Origin of the sequence: Flavobacterium sp. ARAG 55.4, from assembly GCF_051846875.1 — a bacterium.
GTDB lineage: Bacteria > Bacteroidota > Bacteroidia > Flavobacteriales > Flavobacteriaceae > Flavobacterium > Flavobacterium plantiphilum.
Map to the genome: position 1 here is coordinate 74,375 of NZ_JBPYCT010000007.1, position 23,275 is coordinate 97,649.

The 23,275-nt window shown below is 35.8% G+C and carries 13 protein-coding genes; all 13 read left to right on the plus strand.

Annotated features, from left to right (window positions below; genetic code table 11):
* Positions 1–32: 32 nt before the first annotated feature.
* On the plus strand, positions 33–998 hold the full coding sequence (locus ACSV4D_RS09650; RefSeq protein ID WP_408082096.1) for a glycoside hydrolase family 130 protein: 966 nt from the start codon (positions 33–35) through the stop codon (positions 996–998).
* Between the two features lies 1 nt (position 999).
* Positions 1,000–2,079 carry a carbohydrate-binding family 9-like protein gene (locus ACSV4D_RS09655; RefSeq protein WP_439228122.1) on the plus strand — a complete coding sequence of 360 codons (1,080 nt, stop codon included), beginning with the start codon at positions 1,000–1,002 and terminating at the stop codon, positions 2,077–2,079.
* A 30-nt stretch (positions 2,080–2,109) separates the two neighbouring features.
* Complete coding sequence (locus tag ACSV4D_RS09660) at positions 2,110–3,252, plus strand: glycoside hydrolase family 18 protein (RefSeq protein ID WP_439228123.1); 1,143 nt, start codon at positions 2,110–2,112, stop codon at positions 3,250–3,252.
* An 11-nt stretch (positions 3,253–3,263) separates the two neighbouring features.
* On the plus strand, positions 3,264–4,343 hold the full coding sequence (locus tag ACSV4D_RS09665; protein ID WP_439228124.1) for a family 10 glycosylhydrolase: 1,080 nt from the start codon (positions 3,264–3,266) through the stop codon (positions 4,341–4,343).
* Between the two features lie 44 nt (positions 4,344–4,387).
* The gene (locus tag ACSV4D_RS09670; RefSeq protein ID WP_439228125.1) at positions 4,388–5,401 is read left to right on the plus strand and encodes an isoaspartyl peptidase/L-asparaginase family protein; all 1,014 of its coding nucleotides are present in this window, start codon (positions 4,388–4,390) and stop codon (positions 5,399–5,401) included.
* Entirely contained in the window at positions 5,292–8,567 is a 3,276-nt protein-coding gene (locus ACSV4D_RS09675) for a glycoside hydrolase family 2 TIM barrel-domain containing protein (RefSeq protein WP_439228126.1), read from the plus strand. The genes ACSV4D_RS09670 and ACSV4D_RS09675 overlap by 110 nt, the downstream gene beginning before the upstream one ends.
* 4 nt (positions 8,568–8,571) lie before the next feature.
* Positions 8,572–10,893: a glycoside hydrolase family 20 protein gene (locus ACSV4D_RS09680; protein ID WP_408082090.1), complete on the plus strand. Its 2,322-nt coding sequence runs from the start codon at positions 8,572–8,574 to the stop codon at positions 10,891–10,893.
* A 38-nt stretch (positions 10,894–10,931) separates the two neighbouring features.
* Complete coding sequence (locus ACSV4D_RS09685; protein WP_408082089.1) at positions 10,932–12,416, plus strand: alpha-L-fucosidase; 1,485 nt, start codon at positions 10,932–10,934, stop codon at positions 12,414–12,416.
* Positions 12,417–12,470: 54 nt separating this feature from the next.
* Positions 12,471–14,684, plus strand: coding sequence for a GH92 family glycosyl hydrolase (locus ACSV4D_RS09690; RefSeq protein WP_439228196.1), 2,214 nt, complete (start codon positions 12,471–12,473; stop codon positions 14,682–14,684).
* A 14-nt stretch (positions 14,685–14,698) separates the two neighbouring features.
* Positions 14,699–17,347, plus strand: coding sequence for a glycoside hydrolase family 3 N-terminal domain-containing protein (locus tag ACSV4D_RS09695; RefSeq protein WP_439228127.1), 2,649 nt, complete (start codon positions 14,699–14,701; stop codon positions 17,345–17,347).
* A gap of 362 nt (positions 17,348–17,709) precedes the next feature.
* Positions 17,710–20,796 (plus strand): SusC/RagA family TonB-linked outer membrane protein, encoded by a 3,087-nt coding sequence (locus ACSV4D_RS09700; protein ID WP_408082086.1) that lies wholly within the window; start codon positions 17,710–17,712, stop codon positions 20,794–20,796.
* Between the two features lie 16 nt (positions 20,797–20,812).
* The gene (locus ACSV4D_RS09705; protein ID WP_408082085.1) at positions 20,813–22,399 is read left to right on the plus strand and encodes a SusD/RagB family nutrient-binding outer membrane lipoprotein; all 1,587 of its coding nucleotides are present in this window, start codon (positions 20,813–20,815) and stop codon (positions 22,397–22,399) included.
* 106 nt (positions 22,400–22,505) lie between these two features.
* A complete protein-coding gene (locus ACSV4D_RS09710; RefSeq protein WP_439228128.1) occupies positions 22,506–23,231 on the plus strand; it encodes a copper homeostasis protein CutC in 726 nt (241 codons plus the stop codon).
* The last annotated feature ends 44 nt before the right edge of the window (positions 23,232–23,275 follow it).

Here is a 23,275-nt window from a genome sequence, read left to right on the forward strand (position 1 = left end):
AACAAAAACAATATAATTAAAACAAAAATAAAATGAGCACTATTCCTTGGCAAGATAAACCTGAAAACAGCAACGATGTAATGTGGAGATATTCTAATAATCCAATCATTGACCGTTATGCGATTCCATCCTCTAACAGTGTTTTCAATAGCGCAGTAGTTCCTTTTGGAGATGGTTTTGCAGGTGTTTTCAGATGTGATAACAAAGCGGTTCAGATGAATATTTTTGCCGGTTTCAGTAAAGACGGAATCAATTGGGATATTAACCATGAGCCTATCGTAATGCAGGCCGGTAATACCGAAATGATTGAATCTGCTTATAAATATGATCCTCGTGTAGTTTTTATTGAAGACCGTTACTGGATTACTTGGTGTAACGGGTATAATGGTCCAACAATTGGTATTGGTTATACTTTTGATTTCGTAGAATTTTTTCAATGTGAAAATGCTTATTTGCCTTTTAACAGAAACGGTGTTTTATTTCCGCAAAAAATAGATGGAAAATATGCGATGTTAAGCCGCCCCAGTGATAACGGGCATACTCCTTTTGGGGATATCTGGATAAGCTTTAGCCCGGATATGAAATATTGGGGAGAGCATCGTTTAGTGATGAAACCAACACCATTTGAAGACAGTGCCTGGCAATGTACCAAAATTGGAGCTGGACCTATTCCTATTTTAACTGAAGAAGGCTGGCTGATGATTTACCACGGAGTAATTAACACTTGTAACGGTTTCCGTTATGCGATGGGAGCAGCTATTTTAGATACCGAAAAACCGGATACTGTAAAATACCGAACACAGCCATATTTATTAGGACCGGCAGTAGATTATGAACAAACCGGAGATGTACCTAATGTGGTTTTTCCATGTGCTGCTTTACATGATACTGAAGAAGACAAATTAGCTGTTTATTACGGTGCAGCTGATACTGTGGTAGCAATGGCTTTTGGAAAACTAAGTGAAGTGATTCAATTTACTAAAGATAATAGTTTATAAAATGATGCAAGAAAGTAGTAAAATAATGTCTTCGCTTTTGTTTTTTTACTCTTTGCTGGGTTTTGCTCAGGCAAATGGCGAAATGATACCCCAAAAATATGTAGCTTATAAAACTTCTGAAACAATTGTAATTGATGGAGAAGCTTCTGAATCGGCTTGGGATAAAGCAGAATGGACAACTTCTTTTATCGATATTGAAGGAATTATTAAACCCAAATATGATACCAAAGTAAAAATGCTTTGGGATGAGAAGTATTACTACATACTGGCAAAAATGGAAGAACCGCATGTTTGGGGAAATCTAAAACAACGGGATACTATTATTTTTTACAACAATGATTTTGAGGTTTTTATAGATCCTGATGGCGATGCTCAAAACTATTATGAGTTGGAAATTAATGCATTGAATACTGCCTGGGATTTATTTTTGAGCAAACCTTACAGAGAAAAAAATGTTGTTCTGAACGATTGGAATATGAGCGGATTAAAATCAGCAGTTAAAATCCACGGAACCCTCAATAATCCATCGGATACTGATGAAGGATGGGTTTTAGAAATTGCAATTCCATGGGCTGTATATCAAAAATCCTATGGAGAAGACAATGTGCCAAGAGATAATTTCTGGAGAGTCAATTTCTCAAGAGTCAACTGGCAGCATACTATTGTTAACAGAAAATACGAACGCAAGAAAGATATTAAGGGAAAATTCCTTCCGGAGTATAACTGGGTTTGGTCGCCGCAAGGAGTAATCAATATGCACGAGCCGGAAAAATGGGCCTATGTTTATTTTTCTTCAAAAGAAATTGGAAATAGCGATAACTTTAGCATTCCGAAAGATGAAAAAATAAAATGGGAGCTGTTTAATCTGTACAGAAAGCAAAAATCTTATTATAAAACTCATAAATCCTGGGCTAAATCAATTAAGGATATTTCTAAAGAGACTATTGCTATAGATACAGTTATTGTAAAACCTTTTTTAGAGCATTATTCTTCCGGATATTCCATTTCGATAAAAAGTCCATTTTCTAATAAAAAATTTATTATTAAAGAAGATGGTCAGTTTTTGGAACAGAGCAATTAATCGAAGCAAATTTTTATAAAATAAATCTAAATGATGACTATTTCTAAACCTTTAAAAAAGTTCAGTTTTTTGGTACTGTTGGTAAGCATTTTTGTTGGCTGTTCTGCTGTAAAGGAACAAAAAAACACTCCAAAAGATTTAAAAACAATAGCTTATGTAGCAGGTTATGAGGATTTTGATCCGGCAAAAGTGGATGCGACTAAGCTAACGCATATTAATTATGCTTTTGCGAATATTGTTGATGGAAATGTACAGTTTGAGTTGGCTACAGATAAAGCAAAAATAGAGAGTCTGATGAAGCTGAAAAAACAAAATCCAAAACTGAAAATTTTATATTCTATTGGAGGCTGGGTTTGGTCAGACCAATTTTCCAATATAGCTGCTTATAATGATTCAAGAGTCAAATTTGCTAAAAGCGCAGTGAAACTAATGAAATCGTACGGTTTCGACGGAATAGATATTGACTGGGAATTTCCGGGACAACGGGCAGAGGATAATGTGTTCCGGCCTTCAGATAAAGAGAATTTTACGTTACTGCTAGCCGAATTAAGAACACAGTTAAACGCAGAAACGAAACGGGATAACCAACCTTATTTGTTAACTATTGCTGCAGCCGCAGATCAGGAATACATCAATCACACTGATTTGGGAAAAGCACATCAGTATCTTGATTTTATTAATGTGATGTGCTACGATTTTTATAACGGATGGATGTATCAAACGGGACATCACGCCAATTTATTTCCTTCAGAATATGAAAAATTTGGAGGAAACAGTATCAGTCAGTCAATTACAATACTTTTGAAAACTGCTGTTCCTGCTAACAAATTAGTTTTAGGAATTCCGTTTTACGGAAGAAAATGGACTGGAGTAGAGCCACAAAATAAAGGTTTGTATCAGTCTGCACATTCAGGGAGTGAAATTATTGCAAGTTGGAAAATAGCTGAGGAATTAAAATCCGGAAAATTTGAAAAATTATACGATGATTCGGCGAAAGCCTCTTATTTATGGAATGCTCAGGACAAGATTTTTATGTCTTACGAAACACCAAAAGAAATTGAATTAAAGTCAAAATTTATAAAAAGTAAAGGCCTGGGTGGTGCTATGTTCTGGGAATATAGTCTGGATAATAATCAGGAGTTGTTAAACACACTTTTTAAAAATATGCAGTAAATCAGCAAAACATGAAATATACAATACTATTGGTAATAGCGGTACTTTTTTCAGCCTGCTCCGGCAAAGAAACAGCAAAAGAAACTTTTGACTTTGGTGTATGGACAACAGCCGATTCTAAAAAAACAGATGAAGAGTATACAGCTGAATTCAAAAAATACAAAGAGGCCGGAATTGATGAGGTGTTAATAAATACGAACACAGATCCGGTTTTACTAAACAGATTAGTTCCTATAGCTCAGGAACAAGGTTTAAAAGTGCATGCCTGGATTATGACTATGAACCGACCGGGTGATTCGGTTGCCTTGCAACATCCGGATTGGTATATGGTGAGCCGAAGCGGGAAATCCTGTTTTGATGAACGTCCGTATGTGGATTATTACCAATGGTTGTCGCCAAGTCATCCCGAAGCCCGCCAGCATATTTATGATCTATTAGAAGCCTTAGCTAAGGTTAAAGGAATAGAAAGTGTACACTTGGATTACATCCGTTACCCTGATGTGTTTTTACCTGTTGGATTGTTGCCTAAATATAATTTAGAACAAAATACAGAACTTCCTGATTATGATTTTGATTATTCGGATGCCAGTGTCAATGCTTTTATGAAGGAATTTGGCAGAGATCCAAGAAAAATGGAACATCCTGAAATTGATATGGAATGGAAGCAATTTCGTTTGAATCAGATTAAAAATATAGTAGATCACGCTCAGGAAATTGCACACAAACACGGAAAAAAATTAACAGCGGCAGTTTTTCCTTATCCGGAAATGGCTGATCACATGGTGCGTCAGCGCTGGGATAAATGGAATATTGATGAAGTATATCCTATGATTTACCATAATTTTTACAATGAAGAAATAAACTGGATTGGTTATGCTACAAAACAAGGGGTAACGGATTTACAAGGAAAACAAACCCAAATAAATACAGGGATTTATATACCAGGATTACAATCTGATAAAGAGTTAAAAGATGTTATTCTACTTGCCAAAGAGAACGGTGCCAAAGGCGTTTCTTTTTTTGACGGAAATGCATTAACAGCAGAAAATCTGAAAACAATCAAAGAAACAAAAAAGGCATTGAAATTATAATTGCAAACTAAATCTAAACACAAACCCTAACTAAAACTAAGACTATGTCAAACAGAAGAAATTTTATAAAAAAAACGACTTTAGGAACCATAGGCTTAGGTACTTTTCTGGGAGTCAACGGTATGGTTAAGCCGGAGGCTCCCTTTACAAGTATCATGGCAAAATCTAAAAAGAAACCTCTAATAATTTCAACCTGGAATCATGGTTTACCGGCTAATGCTGAAACCTGGAAACAATTAAAGAATGGTAAAAACGTTCTGGATGCTATAGAAGCAGGAATGAAAATACCGGAAGCCGATCCCAATGTGAGAAGTGTGGGGTATGGCGGTTATCCTGACAGAGAAGGTAAAGTTACCCTCGATGCCTGCATCATGGATCATAACAGTAATTGTGGTTCTGTTTCTTTTCTCGAAGGCATTAAGCATCCTATTTCAGTAGCAAAAAGAGTATTGCAAAATACACCTCATGTGATGTTATCCGGTCAGGGAGCTTTACAGTTTGCTTTAGCAGAAGGATTTAAAGAAGAAAATCTACTAACTCCGGAATCAAAAAACGACTGGGAAAAATGGCTGGAAGAATCTAAATACAAACCCGTTATCAATATAGAAAATCATGATACGATAAGTATGCTTGTTATTGATGCTGATGGAAACCTTTCCGGAGGTTGTACCACAAGCGGAGCAGCCTGGAAAATGCACGGACGTGTAGGGGATTCTCCCATAATCGGAGCGGGACTTTTTCTGGATAATGAAGTAGGTGCTGCTGCAGCAACAGGTTTAGGGGAAGCAGTCATAAGAACCGCAGGAAGTGCTATGGTGGTCGAATTGATGCGACAGGGAAAATCACCATTTGAAGCCTGTAAAGAAATCACAGAGCGTATTTATAATAAGCATAAAAATCATAAGGATATGGAGTATTTACAGGTGGGATTCATCGCATTAAATAAAAATGGTGAATACGGAGCTTACAGCTTACGTTCCGGATTTAATTATGCCGTTTCTGATGATGAAAAAGGGCACCGAATGGAAGATGCTCAATTTAAAATGTCCTGGAAATAATTATAAAATACATTTGATGAAAATCAGTTTCTCAGCAATACTATTACTTTTAACAGTCTCTTTGTCATGTTTAGCACAGGAAAGTACTCCTTTCTGGTTAAATGAAAAAATAAATGAGGACAACAGGCTGCCTATGCATGCTTCGTATTATGTTTATGAAAATGAGTCTGTAGCCAAAGAAGGAGGCTGGAAAAAGTCAAAAAATTATATCAGTTTAAATGGAATTTGGAAGTTTAAATATTTCGAAAGTCCCAATGATTTAACGGAAGGATTTGAGAACATCAATTTTGATGACTCTGCTTGGGATCATTTTAAAGTTCCTGCAAACTGGGATGTAAACGGTTATGGTTACCCTGTTTATACCAATACAACTTACGATTTTGAACCTGTAATTAAAGTAAATCCACCATTTGTTCCTACAACTTATAACCCTGTTGGAATATACCGAAAGACTTTTATAATTGGGAGTGATTGGTTGAAAAAGGCGATTTTGCTGCATGTAGGTGCAGCAAAATCTAACCTTAGCGTTTGGGTTAACGGTAAATATGTGGGTTATGGAGAAGATGGAAAATTACCTCAGGAATTCCAACTCAATGCTTTTTTAAAAGAAGGGGAGAATAGTATTGTTTTAAAAGTAATGAAATGGAATGATGGTTCTTATTTAGAATGTCAGGATTTCTGGCGAATGAGCGGAATTACCAGAGATACGTATTTATATGCCAGAAATAATTCGCATCTGGTTGATTTCGAGATTATCTCTGATTTAGACAAATCTTACACAGATGGGAGTTTGAAAATAAAAACTTCCTTTTCTGAAATAAACAAAAAAGACAAATACACTTTAGAAGTTCAGTTAAAAGACAAGGAAACGCTGATTGCTTCTCAAAGTATTAAAATAGAGGCAGCGACAGAGAAAAACGTCTTTAATTTTGAGGTAAAAAATCCAAAGAAATGGAGTGCCGAAATTCCTAATTTGTATCAGGTTTATTTCTTTTTAAAAGATAAAAAAGGAAATATTATAGAGGTAATTCCACAGAATGTTGGTTTTAGAAAAGTAGAAATTAAAGGAGGCCAACTTTTAGTTAACGGCAAAGCCATTTATATAAAAGGAGTGAATCGCCAGGAAACAGATCCGGTTACGGGGCAAACCATTTCTAGAGAAAGAATGGAGCAGGATATTAGCATTTTAAAACAGTATAATATCAATGCGGTTAGAATGTCACATTATCCTAATGACGAATATTTTTATGAATTATGTGATAAATACGGGATTTATGTAGTTGATGAAGCCAATTTAGAATCCCACGGAATGGGGTATGAAATCACTAAAACCCTGGGGAATAATCCCAATTGGGAACTCGCACACTGGCAGCGCATTAGCCGGATGGTAGAAAGAGATAAAAATCATCCTTCGGTAATTATCTGGAGTATGGGAAATGAGGCCGGAAATGGTTATAACTTTTATCGTGCTTATTTGTGGCTGAAAAACAGAGATGCATCAAGACCTGTTCAGTATGAAAGAGCTTCAACTTCAGGCTGGGAAGGAAAAAGTATGAAATTTGAATGGAATTCGGATATTATTGATCCGCAATACAGTTCGCCTAAGGGAATGCAGGAATACATTGCTGCAAATCCTAATCCCGACAGGCCTTATATTTTAAGCGAATATGCCCATGCAATGGGAAATTCGATGGGGAATTTTAAAGATTACTGGGATTTGTTTCGAAAGGAAAAAAACTTTCAGGGAGGATTTATCTGGGACATGATCGATCAGTCTGTTTATAAAACCAGAGAAGACGGAACCAAAGTTTTTGCTTATGGTGGAGATTTTGGACCTAAAGAGGTGCCCAGTGCCAATAACTTTCTGAATAACGGCGTTTTTAATCCGGAAAGAAAACCCAATCCACATGCTTTTGAAGCTAAGAATGTATTGCAGAATATATTGACTTCTTGGGGAGATAAAGAACGGTTTTCGATAAAAATATTTAACGAGTTTTTCTTCAGAGATCTGAAGAATGTAAAACTAAACTGGACATTAGTTTTGGATGGTGTGGAAGATACAAAAGGCACAATCGAAGATTTAGCAATCCATCCGCAACAGGAAATATCCGTACAATTGCCGGTTGATTTACAAGGGAAAGAATACAAAGAAGCTTTTGTAAATATTAGTTACACTCTAAAAGGAGAAGAACCTTTTTTAACAAAAGGATTTGAAATTGCATCAGAACAATTGCATCTAAAAGGCAATTGGGAGAATAATCTTGCTATTGCCGGTGATGCAAAAATAACTGTAGCCAAAAATGATCAATCAATTATTTTTAAAAGCAATCAGTCGGAAATCACATTCGATAAAAAAACAGGATTTATTAGCGGTTATATTTTTAACAAAGAAGCCATTTTAAAAGAAGGTTTTCAGTTGAGACCTGATTTTTGGAGAGCACCTACTGATAATGATATGGGCGCTAATTTTCAAAAAAATCTATTAGTGTGGAAACAGGCTATGGAAAATCCGGATTTGGTGAGTTTTGATTATGCTGTTGCAAAAAATAATAAAATGACAGCAAAAGCAATTTATAAACTCATTCCTGTAAACGCTGTTTTAGTATTGACTTATGAGTTTAACAGTAAGGGAGAATTGCTGGTAAACCAATCGCTAACTATTGCTAAAGACAAGGAAGTACCTATGTTGCCCCGTTTTGGAATGGAAATGATTTTGCCTGAAAATTTTGAAACAATAGCCTATTACGGTCGGGGTCCGATTGAAAATTATGCCGACAGAAAATACAATACTAAAGTGGGGTTGTATCATCAAACGGTTTCTGAGCAATACTATCCTTATATCCGTCCTCAGGAAACAGGAAATAAAACCGATTTGAGATGGCTGGAATTATCTGATGATAAGATAAAATTAAAAGTAGAATCCGATGAATTATTCAATATGACCGCCTTACATTATCTGACGGAAGATTTGGATGATGGTTTAGAAAAAGAACAAAGAAACGCAGCTGATCTTAAAGAAAGAGATTTAACGAGTTTGAAAATTGATAGTAAACAAATGGGATTAGGTGGCATTGACAGCTGGGGAGCCTGGCCCATGGAGAACTATTTGCTTAAAGCAAAAAACTATCAGTACCGGTTTAAAATTACACCAAGTTTAAAAAAATAAGTAAATGAAAATAGTAAATAAAAGCATTGTTGTACTTCTGTTAGCCATTTGTAACCTGACTATGGCTCAGAAAGTATTTACCGAAAAAGAAATTCATATTATTCCAAAACCAACTGAATTAGTGCGTTCGGAAGGAACGTTTGAATTTTCAGCACAAACAAAGTTTGTGGTAACCGACGATTCACCAAAACAAAGTGTTGCTTATTTTTTAGATCAATTTGAAAAGGCATCTGGATTCAGATTAAAGCGCGTAACCAAAAAATCTAAAAACAATTTTGTACAGTTTATAGTTGATAATAAGATGGCTAAAGATGCTTATAGCTTAAAAGTATCTGAAAAAAATATAATTATTACAGCTAAGAGCAGTATTGGTTTTATGTATGCACTGGAAACACTAAAACAATTATTGCCTGTTGCAATAGAAAGTGAAACAGTAATCACGAATGTAAAATGGGAAATTCCTACTCTTGCTATAAATGATAAACCCCGATACCAGCAACGCGGACTGATGCTGGATTTATCGCGTCACTTTTTTGGTAAAGATTACATATTAAAAACGATTGATCGCCTTGCCATGCATAAAATGAATGTGTTGCGTTTGCATATGGTAGACGATCAGGGGTGGAGAATGGAGATTAAAAAATATCCAAAATTAACTGAAATTGGAGCCTGGAGAGTCAATCAGGAAGATAAAGCCTGGAATGCCAGAGCGGTTAATGATCCTAATGAAAAAGGGACTTACGGAGGTTTCTTAACTCAGCAGGAATTAAAAGAAATTGTTGCTTATGCTGCAACAAAGAATGTGGAAATCATTCCGGAAATTGAAATGCCGGCACATGTGAGTTCTGCTATTGCCGCTTATCCTGAACTGTCTTGTTTTGGGACTCCTATTGGCGTGCCTTCCGGTGGTGTCTGGCCCATTACGGATATTTTTTGTCCGGGAAAGGAAAACACTTTTGAATTTATTGAGAATGTAATTGATGAAGTGATTGCTATATTTCCGTCTCAATACATTCATATTGGCGGGGATGAAGCTACAAAAGACCATTGGAAAACCTGTCCTCATTGCCAAAAAAGAATTAAGGAAGAAGGTTTAAAAGATGTCAATGAATTGCAAAGTTATTTGGTAAAAAGAGTAGAAAAATATATTAATTCCAAAGGCAAAAAAATGATCGGTTGGGATGAAATTATCGAAGGCGGTTTAGCTCCCGAAGCGACTGTAATGAGCTGGCGCGGCACAAAAGGTGGTATTGAAGCTGCTGAACAAGGACATGATGTCATTATGACTCCTGAATCTCATTGCTATTTTAACTTTTATCAGGGACCACAAAATGAGGAACCGGTAGCTTTTAATGCTTATTTGCCTTTGAGTAAAGTATATGAATTTGATCCGGTTGCCGATGCGATGAGTCCGGAAGTAGCGAAGCACATTTTAGGAGCACATGCTAATTTATGGGCAGAACATATTGATACTGATGCACTTTCTGAATACATGCTTTTTCCAAGATTAGCCGCTTTATCAGAGGTTTTATGGAGTACAAAAGAATCCCGTAACTGGGAGGATTTTTCGGCAAGATTAGAAACAATGTTCAGACGTTATGATGTTTTAGGAATTAATTATTCCAAAAGTTCGTATCTGATTACCGCTTCAAGCAAAGTGGATCTAAAATCCAAAAATGTTTTCCTGAGTTTAAAAAATGAATTTCCTAATCCTGATATTCGTTACGTAACAGCAGATAAAGATATTAATAATAAGGCTGTTCCATACACAAATCCAATAGAAATAAAAGAAACAACTTTGATAAAAGCTTCGTTGTTTAAAAATGACAAACCGGTAGGTAAAACTTATATCGACACAATTAAATTTCATAAAGCTGTTGCGGCGAAGCTGATTTTTAAAACTCCGTTTAATAAAAATTACAAAGGAGATGGCGATTTAAGTTTAGTGAATGTTATCCGGGGAACTAAAAATTTTCATGATGGTCAATGGCAGGCCTGGCTGGAGGATGACATGGAAGTAGTTATTGATTTAGAAAAAAATCAAGAAATTCAACAAGTAATTTTAGGAAGTTTAGAGAGCCAGGGATCCGGAATTTATTTTCCAACAGCAGTTACAGTTTTTGTTTCTAATGACGGGAAAAATTACACGGAAGTGGGTAAAATAAAACGTGCTTTTGCTCCTAATGTAAACGATGAGTTGCTGGACTTTAAAGTTGATTTTGATAAAACTCAGGCACGATTTATAAAAGTAGTAGCAACGAATTTAAAAAAGACCGCTTCGGGAGGCAGCTCATGGTTGTTTGCAGATGAAATTTTGGTGAATTAATAAAAAAGATAATAGATATAAATTAAAATAAACAAAGAATGAAAAAAAGAATAGCAATAATAGCCCTGTTGTTTTCCGTACAGTTGTTTTCACAAGCCATTTATGAAGACGAACGTTATATTCCGGAAACGGATCCTTTAGTTTTAGCTAAATTAGAGCAATGGCAGGACCAGAAATTTGGTTTGTTAATGCACTGGGGAACTTACAGTCAGTGGGGAATTGTAGAATCCTGGTCTATTTGTCCTGAAGATTATGGATGGTGCGAACGTAAAAAAGGAAGCAATCCATCTGATTATAATGCTTATGTAAAGGACTATGAAGATTTGAGAAAAACATTTAATCCGGTAAAATTTAATCCTGAAAAATGGGCAAAAGCAGCTAAAAATGCCGGAATCAAATACATGGTATTCACTACAAAACACCATGACGGATTTAATATGTTTGATACAAAATATTCAGATTATAAGGTTACTGATAAAGATGTGCCTTTCAGTACAAATCCAAAAGCAAATATTGCTAAAGAAGTCTTTGATGCTTTTAGAAAAGAAAATATGTGGATTGGTGCTTATTTCTCTAAACCGGACTGGCATAATGAGAATTACTGGGATCCTTATTTTCCTCCATTTGACAGAAATGTAAACTATGATCCGGTTGCTTATCCTGAAAAATGGAAAAAATATACTGATTTTACGCACAATCAAATCTTAGAATTATTATCGGATTATGGCAAAATAGACATCTTATGGTTAGATGGCGGATGGGTTCAGAAATTAGATAAAGAAGAAATAAAAAAAGGATATGAGGCAAAATTTGCTGAGAATGAATCAGGAAATGGATTCATAAAGCACAGAGTAGTAGATCAGGATATCAAAATGGACGAATTGGTTGATAAAGCACGTAAGAAACAACCGGGTTTAATTGTGGTAGACAGAGCGGTACACAGTAAAAATCAAAATTATTTGACTCCTGAAAACCGTGTTCCTGAAAAAACCTTACCTTATCCATGGGAATCCTGTATTACTTCAGGCGGTGGATGGTCTTACACTCCTGATGCTAAATATTTAACAGGAAGACAAGGAATTCATATGCTAATTGACATTGTGGCTAAAGGCGGAAATTTACTTTTAAATGTTGCTCCGGGACCGGATGGAGAATGGCAACAAGGCGCTTATGATTTATTGGCAGAATATGGTGCCTGGTTAAAAATAAACGGAAGCGGAATTTATAACACCAAACCAATTGCTCCTTTTAAAGAAAATAATATTTGTATGACTCAGAATAAAGCCGGAAATGTATTTTTGTTTTATATGGCTAAAGAAGGTGAAAACAAAATTCCTGCTGAAGTAATTGTAAAATCAATTAGTCCAAAAAAAGGAACTGCTATCACAATGCTTGGCTCTAAAACCAAATTAAAATGGGAAAAAGTTTCCGAAGGTTTCAAAGTGATTATTCCTGAAAGTTTACGAAATAATCTACCTTCAAAAGAAGCTTGGACTTTAAAAATTGAAAAAATAAACAGATAGTAACAATCAATTGATATGCTTTTGAGACAAAAAACCGCAGTAACAGTAAAATTCATATTTATAGCGCTGGTATATATGTGCTGTTCTGTTTTTTATGCACAGCAACAGCCTGCAGATTATGTAAATCCGTTTATTGGAACTTCTAATTATGGAGCTACTTATCCCGGACCTGTTGCGCCCAGAGGAATGGCAGGTATTAGTCCGTTTAATGTTGCGGGGCCTCAAAATAAACCTTTGGAAAAAGACAGTCAGTGGCTGTCTACTCCTTATGTGCATGAAAATACTTTTTTAACCGGTTTTTCTCAGGTAAATTTAAGCGGAGTAGGCTGTCCTGATTTAGGTGTTTTATTACTAATGCCCACTACAGGAAAAGTAGAAACCAATCATTTAAAATACGGTTCTGTGTACTCTGAAGAAATAGCTAAAACAGCCTATTACAGTTCTAAAATTGATAAATACAATATCAAAGCGGAGTTTACAGCTTCAAAACGTGTAGGAGTCAGCCGCTTTACTTTCCCTAAAGGGCAATCTAATATTCTGTTGAATCTGGGCGTTGGTTTAACCAATGAAGAAGGCGGAATGTTACAGATAGTTTCAGCAACTGAGATTGAAGGCATGCGAAGTGTAGGTTCATTTTGTTACAACAGTCCCGAAGATGCCTATCCGGTGTATTTTGTAGCTAAATTTTCAAGACCAGCCGATCAATTCGGTGTCTGGAAAAAGCCGGCAAAATATGATGGAGCCGAAGCACAGTGGATGACTTACAATGGTAAAACCCGAATGATGGACAACAATACTAAAATGGTAGTGGGAGACAGCATCGGAAGTTATTTCAGCTATCAATTCGATAAAGAAGAAACAGTAGAAGTTAAAATTGGTATTTCGTATGTAAGTATTGCCAATGCGAGAGAAAATCTTGCAAAAGAAACCGGGAATAAATCCTTTGATGCAGTTTATAAAGAAACTTATCAGCAATGGAATGAATTGCTTTCCAAAATAAAAACAGAAGGTGGTACGACAGCAGACAAAACGGTTTTTTATACGGCTTTGTATCACACGCTGATTCATCCTAATACGCTCAATGATTACAACGGAGAGTTTCCGGAAATCAAAACGGGTAACACAGGTAAAACTAACGGAACCCGATATACGGTTTTTTCGCTTTGGGATACGTACCGCAATTTACATCAGCTGATGTCCTTGGTTTACCCCAAACAGCAGTCGGATATGGTAAAAAGTATGCTCGAAATGTATGATGAAAACGGCTGGCTGCCTAAATGGGAATTAAATTCGACTGAAACATTTACCATGGTGGGCGATCCGGCAAGCATTGTTATTGCAGACACTTATTTAAAAGGAATTCAGGATTTTGATGTCCAAAAAGCATACAAAGCGATGCTGAAAGGTGCGGATCAGTTAGAAAATAATCCATTGCGTCCCGGACTAAAAGAGTATATTGAGAAAGGCTATGTGACAACAAAAGACAAAGGCTCCGTTTCCACTACGCAGGAATATAACGCTTCGGATTATGCCATTTCACTTTTGGCGAAAGCCTTAGGAAATAAAAAGGATTATCAGCGTTTTAAAAACCGTTCGATATCTTATCGAAAACTGTATGATAAGGATTTAAAATTATTGCGACCACGAACAGAAAACGGTAGTTTTTATGAACCTTTTGATCCGTTATCAGGAGCTAATTTTGAAGAAAATATTGGTTTTATCGAAGGAAATGCGTGGCAATATGCATTTATGGTTCCACATGATATAGAGGGACTCATGAAATTAATGGGAGGCAAAAAAGTATTTAGCAGTCAGCTGCAAAAGGTTTTTGACAGCAAACAATTTGACATGGCTAATGAACCGGATATTGCTTACCCTTATTTATTCAATTATATCAAAGGAGAAGAATGGAGAAGTCAGGAGTTAGTACAAAAACTGATAAAACAGTATTTTCAGAATAAACCCGACGGTTTACCCGGAAATGATGATACAGGGACGATGTCGGCCTGGCTGGTGTATTCGATGATGGGAATTTATCCACTGGCTCCGGGCGAAACTAAATATGCCATAACAACGCCTGTCTTTGATAAAATTACTATTGAATTAGACTCTGAATATTATAAAAATAAAAAGATAATAATCGAAAAAGAATCCAATAATAAAGGCAAAATCAAAAGCATGGAATTAAACGGAAAGGAGTATAAAAGTTACTTTATCACTCATGATGATTTTGTAAACGGGACAACACTAAAAGTGATTCAGGAATAAAAATAAGAAACAAGATGAAAAAGATAATAATTGCTTTAGTGGTATTTTTTGGTTTGATAAACCAGGGAGCTGCCCAAAAAAAATATCCTTATCAGGATTCAAAGTTAGCTGTTGAAGACAGAGTAACTGACTTGTTGAGCCGGATGAGTTTAGAAGAAAAAGTACGCCAGATGGATATGTACAAAGGCGAATATTTCAAAGAAAAAGAAGATTTTTCTAAAACAAAAGCGGATGCTAAAATTGGAAAATTAGGAATTGGAGCCATTCATGATATTTATCCGCGTTCTGCAAAAATGATTAATGATCTTCAAAAAGAAGTAATTAAAAACAACCGTTGGGGAATTCCGGCATTGATTATGTGCGAGATGCTTCACGGTTATCTTGACGATGGAAGTACAGCTTTCCCAATGAATATAGGTCTTGGAGCGACTTGGGATACTGGTGTAATGGATAAAGTAGGGAAAGTAATCGCTGCCGAAGCCAGAGCCCATGGTGTTCATTTTGGTTTAGGCCCTAATTTAGATTTAGGCCGTGAGCCACGTTGGGGAAGAGTTGCTGAAACTTTTGGAGAAGACGCATATTTGAACAGCGAACTTGGTCTGTCCATGATTAAAGGAATGCAAGGGGATGATTTAACATCAGATCGTTCTATCATTGCAGAACCCAAACATTTTGCCGTTCACGGAATTCCTCAGGCGGGAGGAAATTCTTCTCCTATTTTAGTAGGAGAACGTTCGGCTCGTGAAGATCATTTGCCTTCTTTTCAAAAAGCATTTACTAAAGGAGGAGCATTGGGGACTATGTGTGCTTATTCTGAATTAGACGGAATTCCATGTGCTGCTAATCATTGGTTATTGACTGATGTTTTGCGAAAAGAATGGGGTTTCAAGGGAATTGTTGTATCCGATTTAGGGGCTATCAAATACCTTCAAACCACACATTATGTTACTAACTCACCAAAAGAAAGTATCCGTGAAGCAGTTGCTGCAGGTGTGGATATGCAATTTTATGATTTTACCAATGAATTTTGGCAACAAAGTCTGATCGAATTGGTAAATGAGAAAAAATTGACGATGGAGCAAATTAACCGTGCGGCCGGTGGTGTATTACGATTGAAGTTTTTATTAGGTCTGTTCGAAAATCCATATACGGATAAAAATCTAATCAAAGAGCGTTTTCATACCAAAGAAAATCAGGATATTGCTCTTGAAGCAGGGCATAAATCGATGGTTTTACTGAAAAATGAAAACAATCTTTTACCACTTAAAAAAGATTTACAAACTATTGCTGTTATTGGTCCTAACGCCAATGCGTCCAGATTGGGAGGTTATTCCGTTCACAACAAAGTAGGTACTACAGTCCTTGAAGGAATCCAACAGGTGGTTGGTAAAAATACAAACGTAATTTATGAAGAAGGTGTCCCATTAATTGTAAAAGGTCAAATCATACCATCCAGATATTTATGGACACCAGATGGTTCTCAACACGGATTGAAAGGAGAATATTTCAATAACAGAAATGTAGAAGGAACTCCGGCATTGACGCGTATTGACAATCAGTTGGAATTTGACTGGCCATGGAATCCGGGTGCAGGAGTTAATGATGACGATTTTTCTATTCGCTGGACAGGTTATATCCAATCAGAAAAATCATTTGACGGTTGGTTAGGTCTAAGTTCTGATGACGGAATCAGAATGTGGATTGACGATCAGTTAGTGATTGACAACTGGACAAAGGGAGCAACGAGTATTGTTACAACTCCAAAAAATATTGAAGCAGGAAAAAAATATAAAGTCCGTATTGAAATGTGGGAAGGAGGCTGGGGAGCCCGGGCGCATTTGAGATGGAATCTTGAAAAAATAGACTTGCAACCAGCGATTGATATAGCTAAAAAAGCCGATGTTGCTGTGGTTGTTTTAGGAGAATCGAATGAATTAGTTGAAGAAAACAGAGATGTTGCTACTTTAGATTTACACGGTATGCAGCAGGAATTGATTGAAGCAATTCAAAAAACAGGAACTCCGGTAGTTTGTGTGTTGTTAAACGGTCGTCCGCTTTCTGTAAACTGGATCAATGAAAATATTCCAGCCATTGTTGAAGGCTGGTTTCCGGGAGAAGCAGGAGGAAAGGCTGTGGCCGATGTGTTGTTTGGGGATTACAATCCGGGAGGAAGATTACCAATTACCTTTCCAAAATCCGTTGGACAATTGCCTATTTATTACAATCAAAAACCATCTGCAATACACAGATATGTTTCAGAAAGTGAAAATCCGTTATATACTTTTGGATATGGCTTGAGTTATACCACATTCGAATATTCAAATTTAACTTTAAATACTCAGGAAATTAAAGTTGACGGAAGTCTGAAAGCAAGTGTTGATGTTAAAAATACAGGGAATTATGATGGTGACGAAGTGGTACAATTGTATATTAATGATGTATACAGTTCTGTAACAACTCCGGAAAAAACATTAAAAGGTTTTAAAAGAGTATTTATCAAAAAAGGAGAAACTCTAACCGTTGAATTCACATTAACTTCTGATGAATTGGCTATTTGGAATCGAAAAATGGAAAATGTTGTAGAGCCGGGCGATTTTGAAGTGATGGTTGGAGGAAATTCAACAGATTTACTCACAGCAAAGTTTTCCATTATGGATAATTAAACGTTTTAACAAAATTACAGATAATAAAAAAACGCACCCGTAAAATATGGGTGCGTTTTTTTATTAGGAATTTTATCTTTTGTTGCGTAATCATTCTTGTTTTAACATTTTTAGTAAAAAGTATTTGAAGTAAGCAAATGTTTAATGATTAAATTATAAATAGGTTGTGGTTAGTTTCTTTATTAAATTTGTATCAAAATGATTTTTTTAATGAAAAAACAGTTAAAATTGACAAACACCTTTTCAAATTTGTCATTGGTCGAAATTATGAAATACAAACAAATCTTTCTCTTTACATTTAACTAAGCATTAACTTAAGGTTAACTTATCAGAAACAAAATTACTAACTCAAAAACAAAATTATGATTCAAAATGTATTAAAGCTACTGTTTGTATTTTGCTTGTTTGGTTTTCATCAGGCTCAGGCACAAATAACAGTAAAGGGGACAGTTACAGAAGCTAAGAGCGGTTTTCCACTGCCTGGAGCAAATGTCATTGTGAAAGGAACAACAAATGGTATTTCAACCGATATGGATGGTAAATACAGTATAAGTGTTCCGGGTCAGTCGGCCATTTTAGTCTTTTCCTATATAGGATCAGTTTCAAAAGAAGTTACTGTAGGAAATCAGACTGCTATTAATGTATCGTTAACAGAAGATGCAGAACAATTAGGGGAGGTAGTTGTAACTGCATTAGGAATTAAGAGAGAGAAAAAAGCTATTACTTATTCTGCACAAAATGTAGATGTGGATGAAATTTCTCAGGCAAGATCCTTAAACGTTGCCAATTCTCTTTCGGGGAAAGTAGCGGGTCTTAATTTCTCTACTACTTCTAACGGGGTAGGAAGTTCATCAAGGATTACTTTGAGAGGTAACCGTTCACTTAACGGTAATAATCAGCCGTTATATGTAATAGATGGTGTACCAATTAGTAATGGAACAACAAATAGTAATCCGGATATTGATACAGGAGGGACTACACAACCTGATGGTATCTCTAACATCAATCCTGAAGACATTGCTTCGATGACAGTATTGAAAGGACCATCTGCTGCTGCTCTTTATGGTTCCAGAGCAAGTAATGGTGTTATTGTAATTACAACTAAATCTGGTAAAGCAGGTAAAACTTCAGTTTCGTTGTCTTCCAATTTTATGGCCTCTTCTGCCTATAATTTGATGAATTTACAAAATGAGTATGGTCAGGGATCTAATGGTGTTTATAATCCTACTTCCAGCTCAAGCTGGGGTGGAAAGTTAGACGGAAGTCAGGTTTCAAACTGGCAGTTAGTTCGTAATCCTAATTTTGAAGGACCTGCTACACAAAGTTATTCTGCACAACCGGATAATGTTATTGACTTTTATAAAACGGGTTATAATTTAGCTAATACCTTAACCGTTACTTCCGGAACTGAAAAAGCACAAGCTTATTTTTCTTATACCAATACAAAAGCAGAAGGTATTGTTGGAGGAAATAAATTAGACAGACACAATCTTAATTTAAGGTTGACAAGTAAAATATCTGATAAGCTGACATTAGATGCAAAGACAAATTATATTGTTCAGGATATTGATAACCTATTGAGAACAGGAGAAGAGTCTATCGGAACATCAGCTTATTTATTACCTCGTAGTATTGCATTCAATGACTATAAAAATTTCGAATATTTTGATGCTGCCGGACAAAGACAGATGAATTATTTTATTGATGAAACTGGTTCTCCGGGAGGAAATCCTTACTGGTCAGCATTAAGAGATGATGCACGTACAGATAAAAGAAACCGATTCATAGGTTTAGCTTCTCTTAAATATGAGTTTACAAAAACATTAAGTTTGCAAGGTAGAGCCGGTTTAGATCAAATGACAAACAAAAATGTCAGAAACAGATATGCTACAATTGCTTTTAACAACAACCTAGGTTCATACAGTGAGTCTTATGAAACAGTAAGCGAGCTTAATGTTGATGCTTTACTTTCTTATAATGAAAAATTTGGAGATTTTTCTGTTGGATTGAATGCTGGTGCAAGTGCATTGCAACAAAAAAGTTCTGCTCTGAATTCAGGAGGGGTTTTAAGTAAAAGAAACTTTTTTGCTTTATCAAACGTACAGACAATTCAATCTACTTCTACAGTTTCAGAAAAAAGAATTAACTCTGTTTACGGATTTGGACAACTTGGTTTTAAAAACTTTTTGTTCTTAGATTTAACGGCCAGAAACGACTGGTCATCTACCTTACCTGAAGATTATTTTTATCCGTCTGTTGGTCTTTCAGCAGTAATTTCAGACATGGTTGCTTTGCCTGAGGTAATTAGTTTTGCAAAATTAAGAGCTTCTTATGCACAAGTGGGGAATGATACCAATCCTTATCAGACACTACCATTGCTAAGCTATATCGGAGGTAACGGTGGTATGTTATACGGACAAACAACTGCAGCAAACCGCAACCTTAAACCTGAGATATCTTCTTCTACAGAATTTGGTGCAGACATTCGATTCTTTAATAATCGTTTAGGATTAGATTTCACTTATTTCAAAACATTAACGGATAATCAGATTTTCTATATCAATACACCGGAATCTTCTGCTTATTCAAGAGCGATTGTGAATGGTGGAGATATTGAAAATGAAGGTATTGAACTTACCCTAACAGCAACTCCTGTGGAGACAGAAGATTTTACATGGGATATTACAGCAAACTATGCTTCTTATAAATCAAAAGTGAAATCTATTTTCGAAGGAAGAGACGAATTAGTTCTGGGTGAAGGACGTTTAGTCAGAAGTAAAGTAATCGTAGGTGGAGAATATGGTGATTTATATATTAAAGGTTTTCAAAGAGATCCAAATGGGAACATTATTGTAAATAGCGCTGGTATTCCATTAGCAACAAACGGTTTTGATGTTCGTGCCGGTAACTTTAACCCGGACTGGACAGCAGGTTTTAAAAATAACTTTAAATACAAAGATTTTAATTTAAGTTTCTTAGTTGATTTTAGAATTGGTGGAGAAGTTATCTCTTATACTCAGGCAAGACAGGCCGGTTTAGGTGTAAATGATATCACTCTGGCAGGAAGAGAAGGCGGAATTGTTGTTCCAGGTGTTGTATCAAACGGAAATGGAACTTTTACTCCAAATACTACCAGCATTACTGCTGAGCAATACTGGACAGCAATTGGACAAAGAACACCTGTTGCAGAACCTTTTATCTACGATGCTACCAATATTAGATTAAGGGAAGTTGTTTTGGGTTATTCACTACCAAAACGCCTGCTTGAAAAATCAAGTTTGTCAAGTATTGACTTTTCATTAGTGGGAAGAAATTTATTCTTCTTTGTTAATAAAGCAAAATATTTTGACCCTGAAGCAGGAGCCGGTACAGGAAACTTACAAGGTATAGAGTCTTTCAATATTCCTTCAACAAGAGAATATGGAGTGAATGTAAAATTTGGATTTTAATTAAAAAAAAGATATCATGAAATATAGTTTTAAAATAAAAACGTTAGGAGTTGCATTATTAGCAGTTTCTATTTTATCAAGCTGCACAGGCGATTTTGATGAGATAAATACCGATCCTAATTCTCTTACTGAAGATCAGTTAGATGCTACATTAGCAGGACCTGCATTTGCTTCAGCATTATATGCAGGTATTCATAATGGTTCTTATTCATCACCAGGAGTAGATGATCAGGGAACCTGGGGAATTGCTACAGGAATTTTATCATCAACTTTTATTCATTATTTAAATTGTGGATATGGTACTGAAAGAAATGCATTTGTAAATGGATATGAAGGACGTGGATGGACAAGGTTTTATACTGTTGCGGTTCCTGCTTTAAATAATGCTTTTAAGGCATCTGAAGGAAATGCTGAAGCACTTGCAATATTAAAAATATGGAAAGTTTTTATGTATAACCAAATGGTAGATGCTTACGGACCAATTCCTTATACTGAAGCCGGGAATGGTAAGGAAAAAGTACCTTATGATAGTGTCGAATTTATTTATGAAGACTTTTTTAAATTATTAGATGAAGCAAACACTACATTAAGTGCTGCATCTATATCAACAGTGGCTTCATTTCAGCCTAATGACCGTCTTTATTCAGGAAACGTTAATAATTGGAGAATATTTGGAAACAGTTTAAAATTACGTTTAGCATTAAGAATATCTGATGTTCAGCCTGAGAAAGCAAAAACACAAGCTGAAGCTGCGGTAGCTGCGGGAGTTATGGTGAATAATGAGCAGGGAGCTTTCTTTAAGGCAAGTAATATTACCCCAAATAACTTAAATATGATTGTAAACAGCTGGGGGTATACGATGACTGCTTCTATGGAAAGTATTCTTGTAGGATATAATGATCCACGTTTAGCTAAATGGTTTGCTACAATTGATACCGGTGAGTATCGTGGTCAGCCTGTTGGAGGATTAGAAAATCAGTTTGGAACAACTAAATTCTCTGCTTTTAATAACGATGTTATGGGGAATGGTGCTGCAGGAAATCTTAGTGAGTCTAAAAATATAGAAGTATTTATGGCTTCTGAAAACTATTTCAGCAGAGCAGAAGGTGCTTTAAACGGATGGAATATGGGTGGAACTGCTCAAACTCTGTATGAAGAAGGTATCAGAATGTCATTAAGACAATGGGGAATTACAGATAATACAGTAATAGATGCATATGTAGCAGGAAACACATTACCTACTGTACCAAATATTGCTACTGTTTATCCAGGTTTAGGTTTAGAAGATACTCCAGTGAAATTACCTGTAGCCTGGTCTGCTGTTGCTACAAATCAACGTACTCAAATTGCGGTTCAAAAATACCTGGCAATTTTTCCGGAATCCTGGGAATCCTGGGCAGACTTGCGCCGAAGTGATGCTAAAGTTATTTATGCACCGCTTAATACCGATAATAATGATGCGGGAGTTGGTAAATCTTTGATGAAAAGAATTATCTATACAACGAATGAATATTCTGCAAACAGAGAGGCCGTTATAGATGGAATTTCTAAATTAGGAGGTCCTGATACAGGTGGATCTAAGATTTGGTGGGATGTTAAATAAACAAAATAATAGAGATAAATAAATCTCTTTCATTTAATAATAAATAAAAGGAGAGGTAACTCTCCTTTTGTTTTTTTAAGTACTTAAAATTATAAAGTAAGAGAAAATGCTACTAGAAATTTGTGCTTCGTCTTATCAATCTGCAATAAATGCTCAGGAAGCAGGTGCTCACAGAATAGAATTATGCTCAGAGCTTGCACTGGGCGGGATAACACCTTCATACGGATTGCTTAAAAATGTATTGACACACATTACTATTCCGGTTTTTGTATTAATACGTCCCAGAAGTGGGAACTTTACGTATTCAGAACAAGAATTTGATGTAATGAAAACCGATATTCAATTGTGTAAGGATTTAGGATGTCAAGGAATTGTTTCGGGGGTTCTGAATGCTGATAATACTGTTGATATTCAAAGAACAAAAGAATTAATCGAACTGGCAAAACCATTACAATTTACTTTCCATCGCGCTTTTGACTGGATTGAAAATTCTTTGGAAGCATTGGAACAGTTAAAAGAAATCGGAGTAAACAGAATTTTAACTTCAGGTTCTAAAATAACTGCCGTAGAAGGAATTTCCCATCTTACAGCTTTAAAAGAAAAAGCAGGGAATACTATCACTATTTTACCTGGAAGCGGAATAAATAGTGACAATGTCATTTTATTTAAAAAAAATGGATTTGGCGAAATTCATTGTTCGGCAACAAGCATAATCTATGACCATCATTTAGGTAAAATCCCGATGAACAGCACCAAATTATTTGATGAACGCATTATTGTTCATTCTGATTTTGATAAAATAAAAGCAATTATTAGGTGTATGGCCTCCTAAGCAAATTTTAACTTTAGACTTCTTTTTACAACACATTAAAATAA

Coding starts and splice junctions, on each gene's coding strand:
- ACSV4D_RS09695 (WP_439228127.1), top strand. CDS start 14,699: ATGAAAAAGATAATAATTGCTTTAGTGGTATTTTTTGGTTTGATAAAC.
- ACSV4D_RS09685 (WP_408082089.1), top strand. CDS start 10,932: ATGAAAAAAAGAATAGCAATAATAGCCCTGTTGTTTTCCGTACAGTTG.
- ACSV4D_RS09705 (WP_408082085.1), top strand. CDS start 20,813: ATGAAATATAGTTTTAAAATAAAAACGTTAGGAGTTGCATTATTAGCA.
- ACSV4D_RS09665 (WP_439228124.1), top strand. CDS start 3,264: ATGAAATATACAATACTATTGGTAATAGCGGTACTTTTTTCAGCCTGC.
- ACSV4D_RS09710 (WP_439228128.1), top strand. CDS start 22,506: ATGCTACTAGAAATTTGTGCTTCGTCTTATCAATCTGCAATAAATGCT.
- ACSV4D_RS09650 (WP_408082096.1), top strand. CDS start 33: ATGAGCACTATTCCTTGGCAAGATAAACCTGAAAACAGCAACGATGTA.
- ACSV4D_RS09700 (WP_408082086.1), top strand. CDS start 17,710: ATGATTCAAAATGTATTAAAGCTACTGTTTGTATTTTGCTTGTTTGGT.
- ACSV4D_RS09680 (WP_408082090.1), top strand. CDS start 8,572: ATGAAAATAGTAAATAAAAGCATTGTTGTACTTCTGTTAGCCATTTGT.
- ACSV4D_RS09655 (WP_439228122.1), top strand. CDS start 1,000: ATGATGCAAGAAAGTAGTAAAATAATGTCTTCGCTTTTGTTTTTTTAC.
- ACSV4D_RS09675 (WP_439228126.1), top strand. CDS start 5,292: ATGGTGAATACGGAGCTTACAGCTTACGTTCCGGATTTAATTATGCCG.
- ACSV4D_RS09660 (WP_439228123.1), top strand. CDS start 2,110: ATGATGACTATTTCTAAACCTTTAAAAAAGTTCAGTTTTTTGGTACTG.
- ACSV4D_RS09670 (WP_439228125.1), top strand. CDS start 4,388: ATGTCAAACAGAAGAAATTTTATAAAAAAAACGACTTTAGGAACCATA.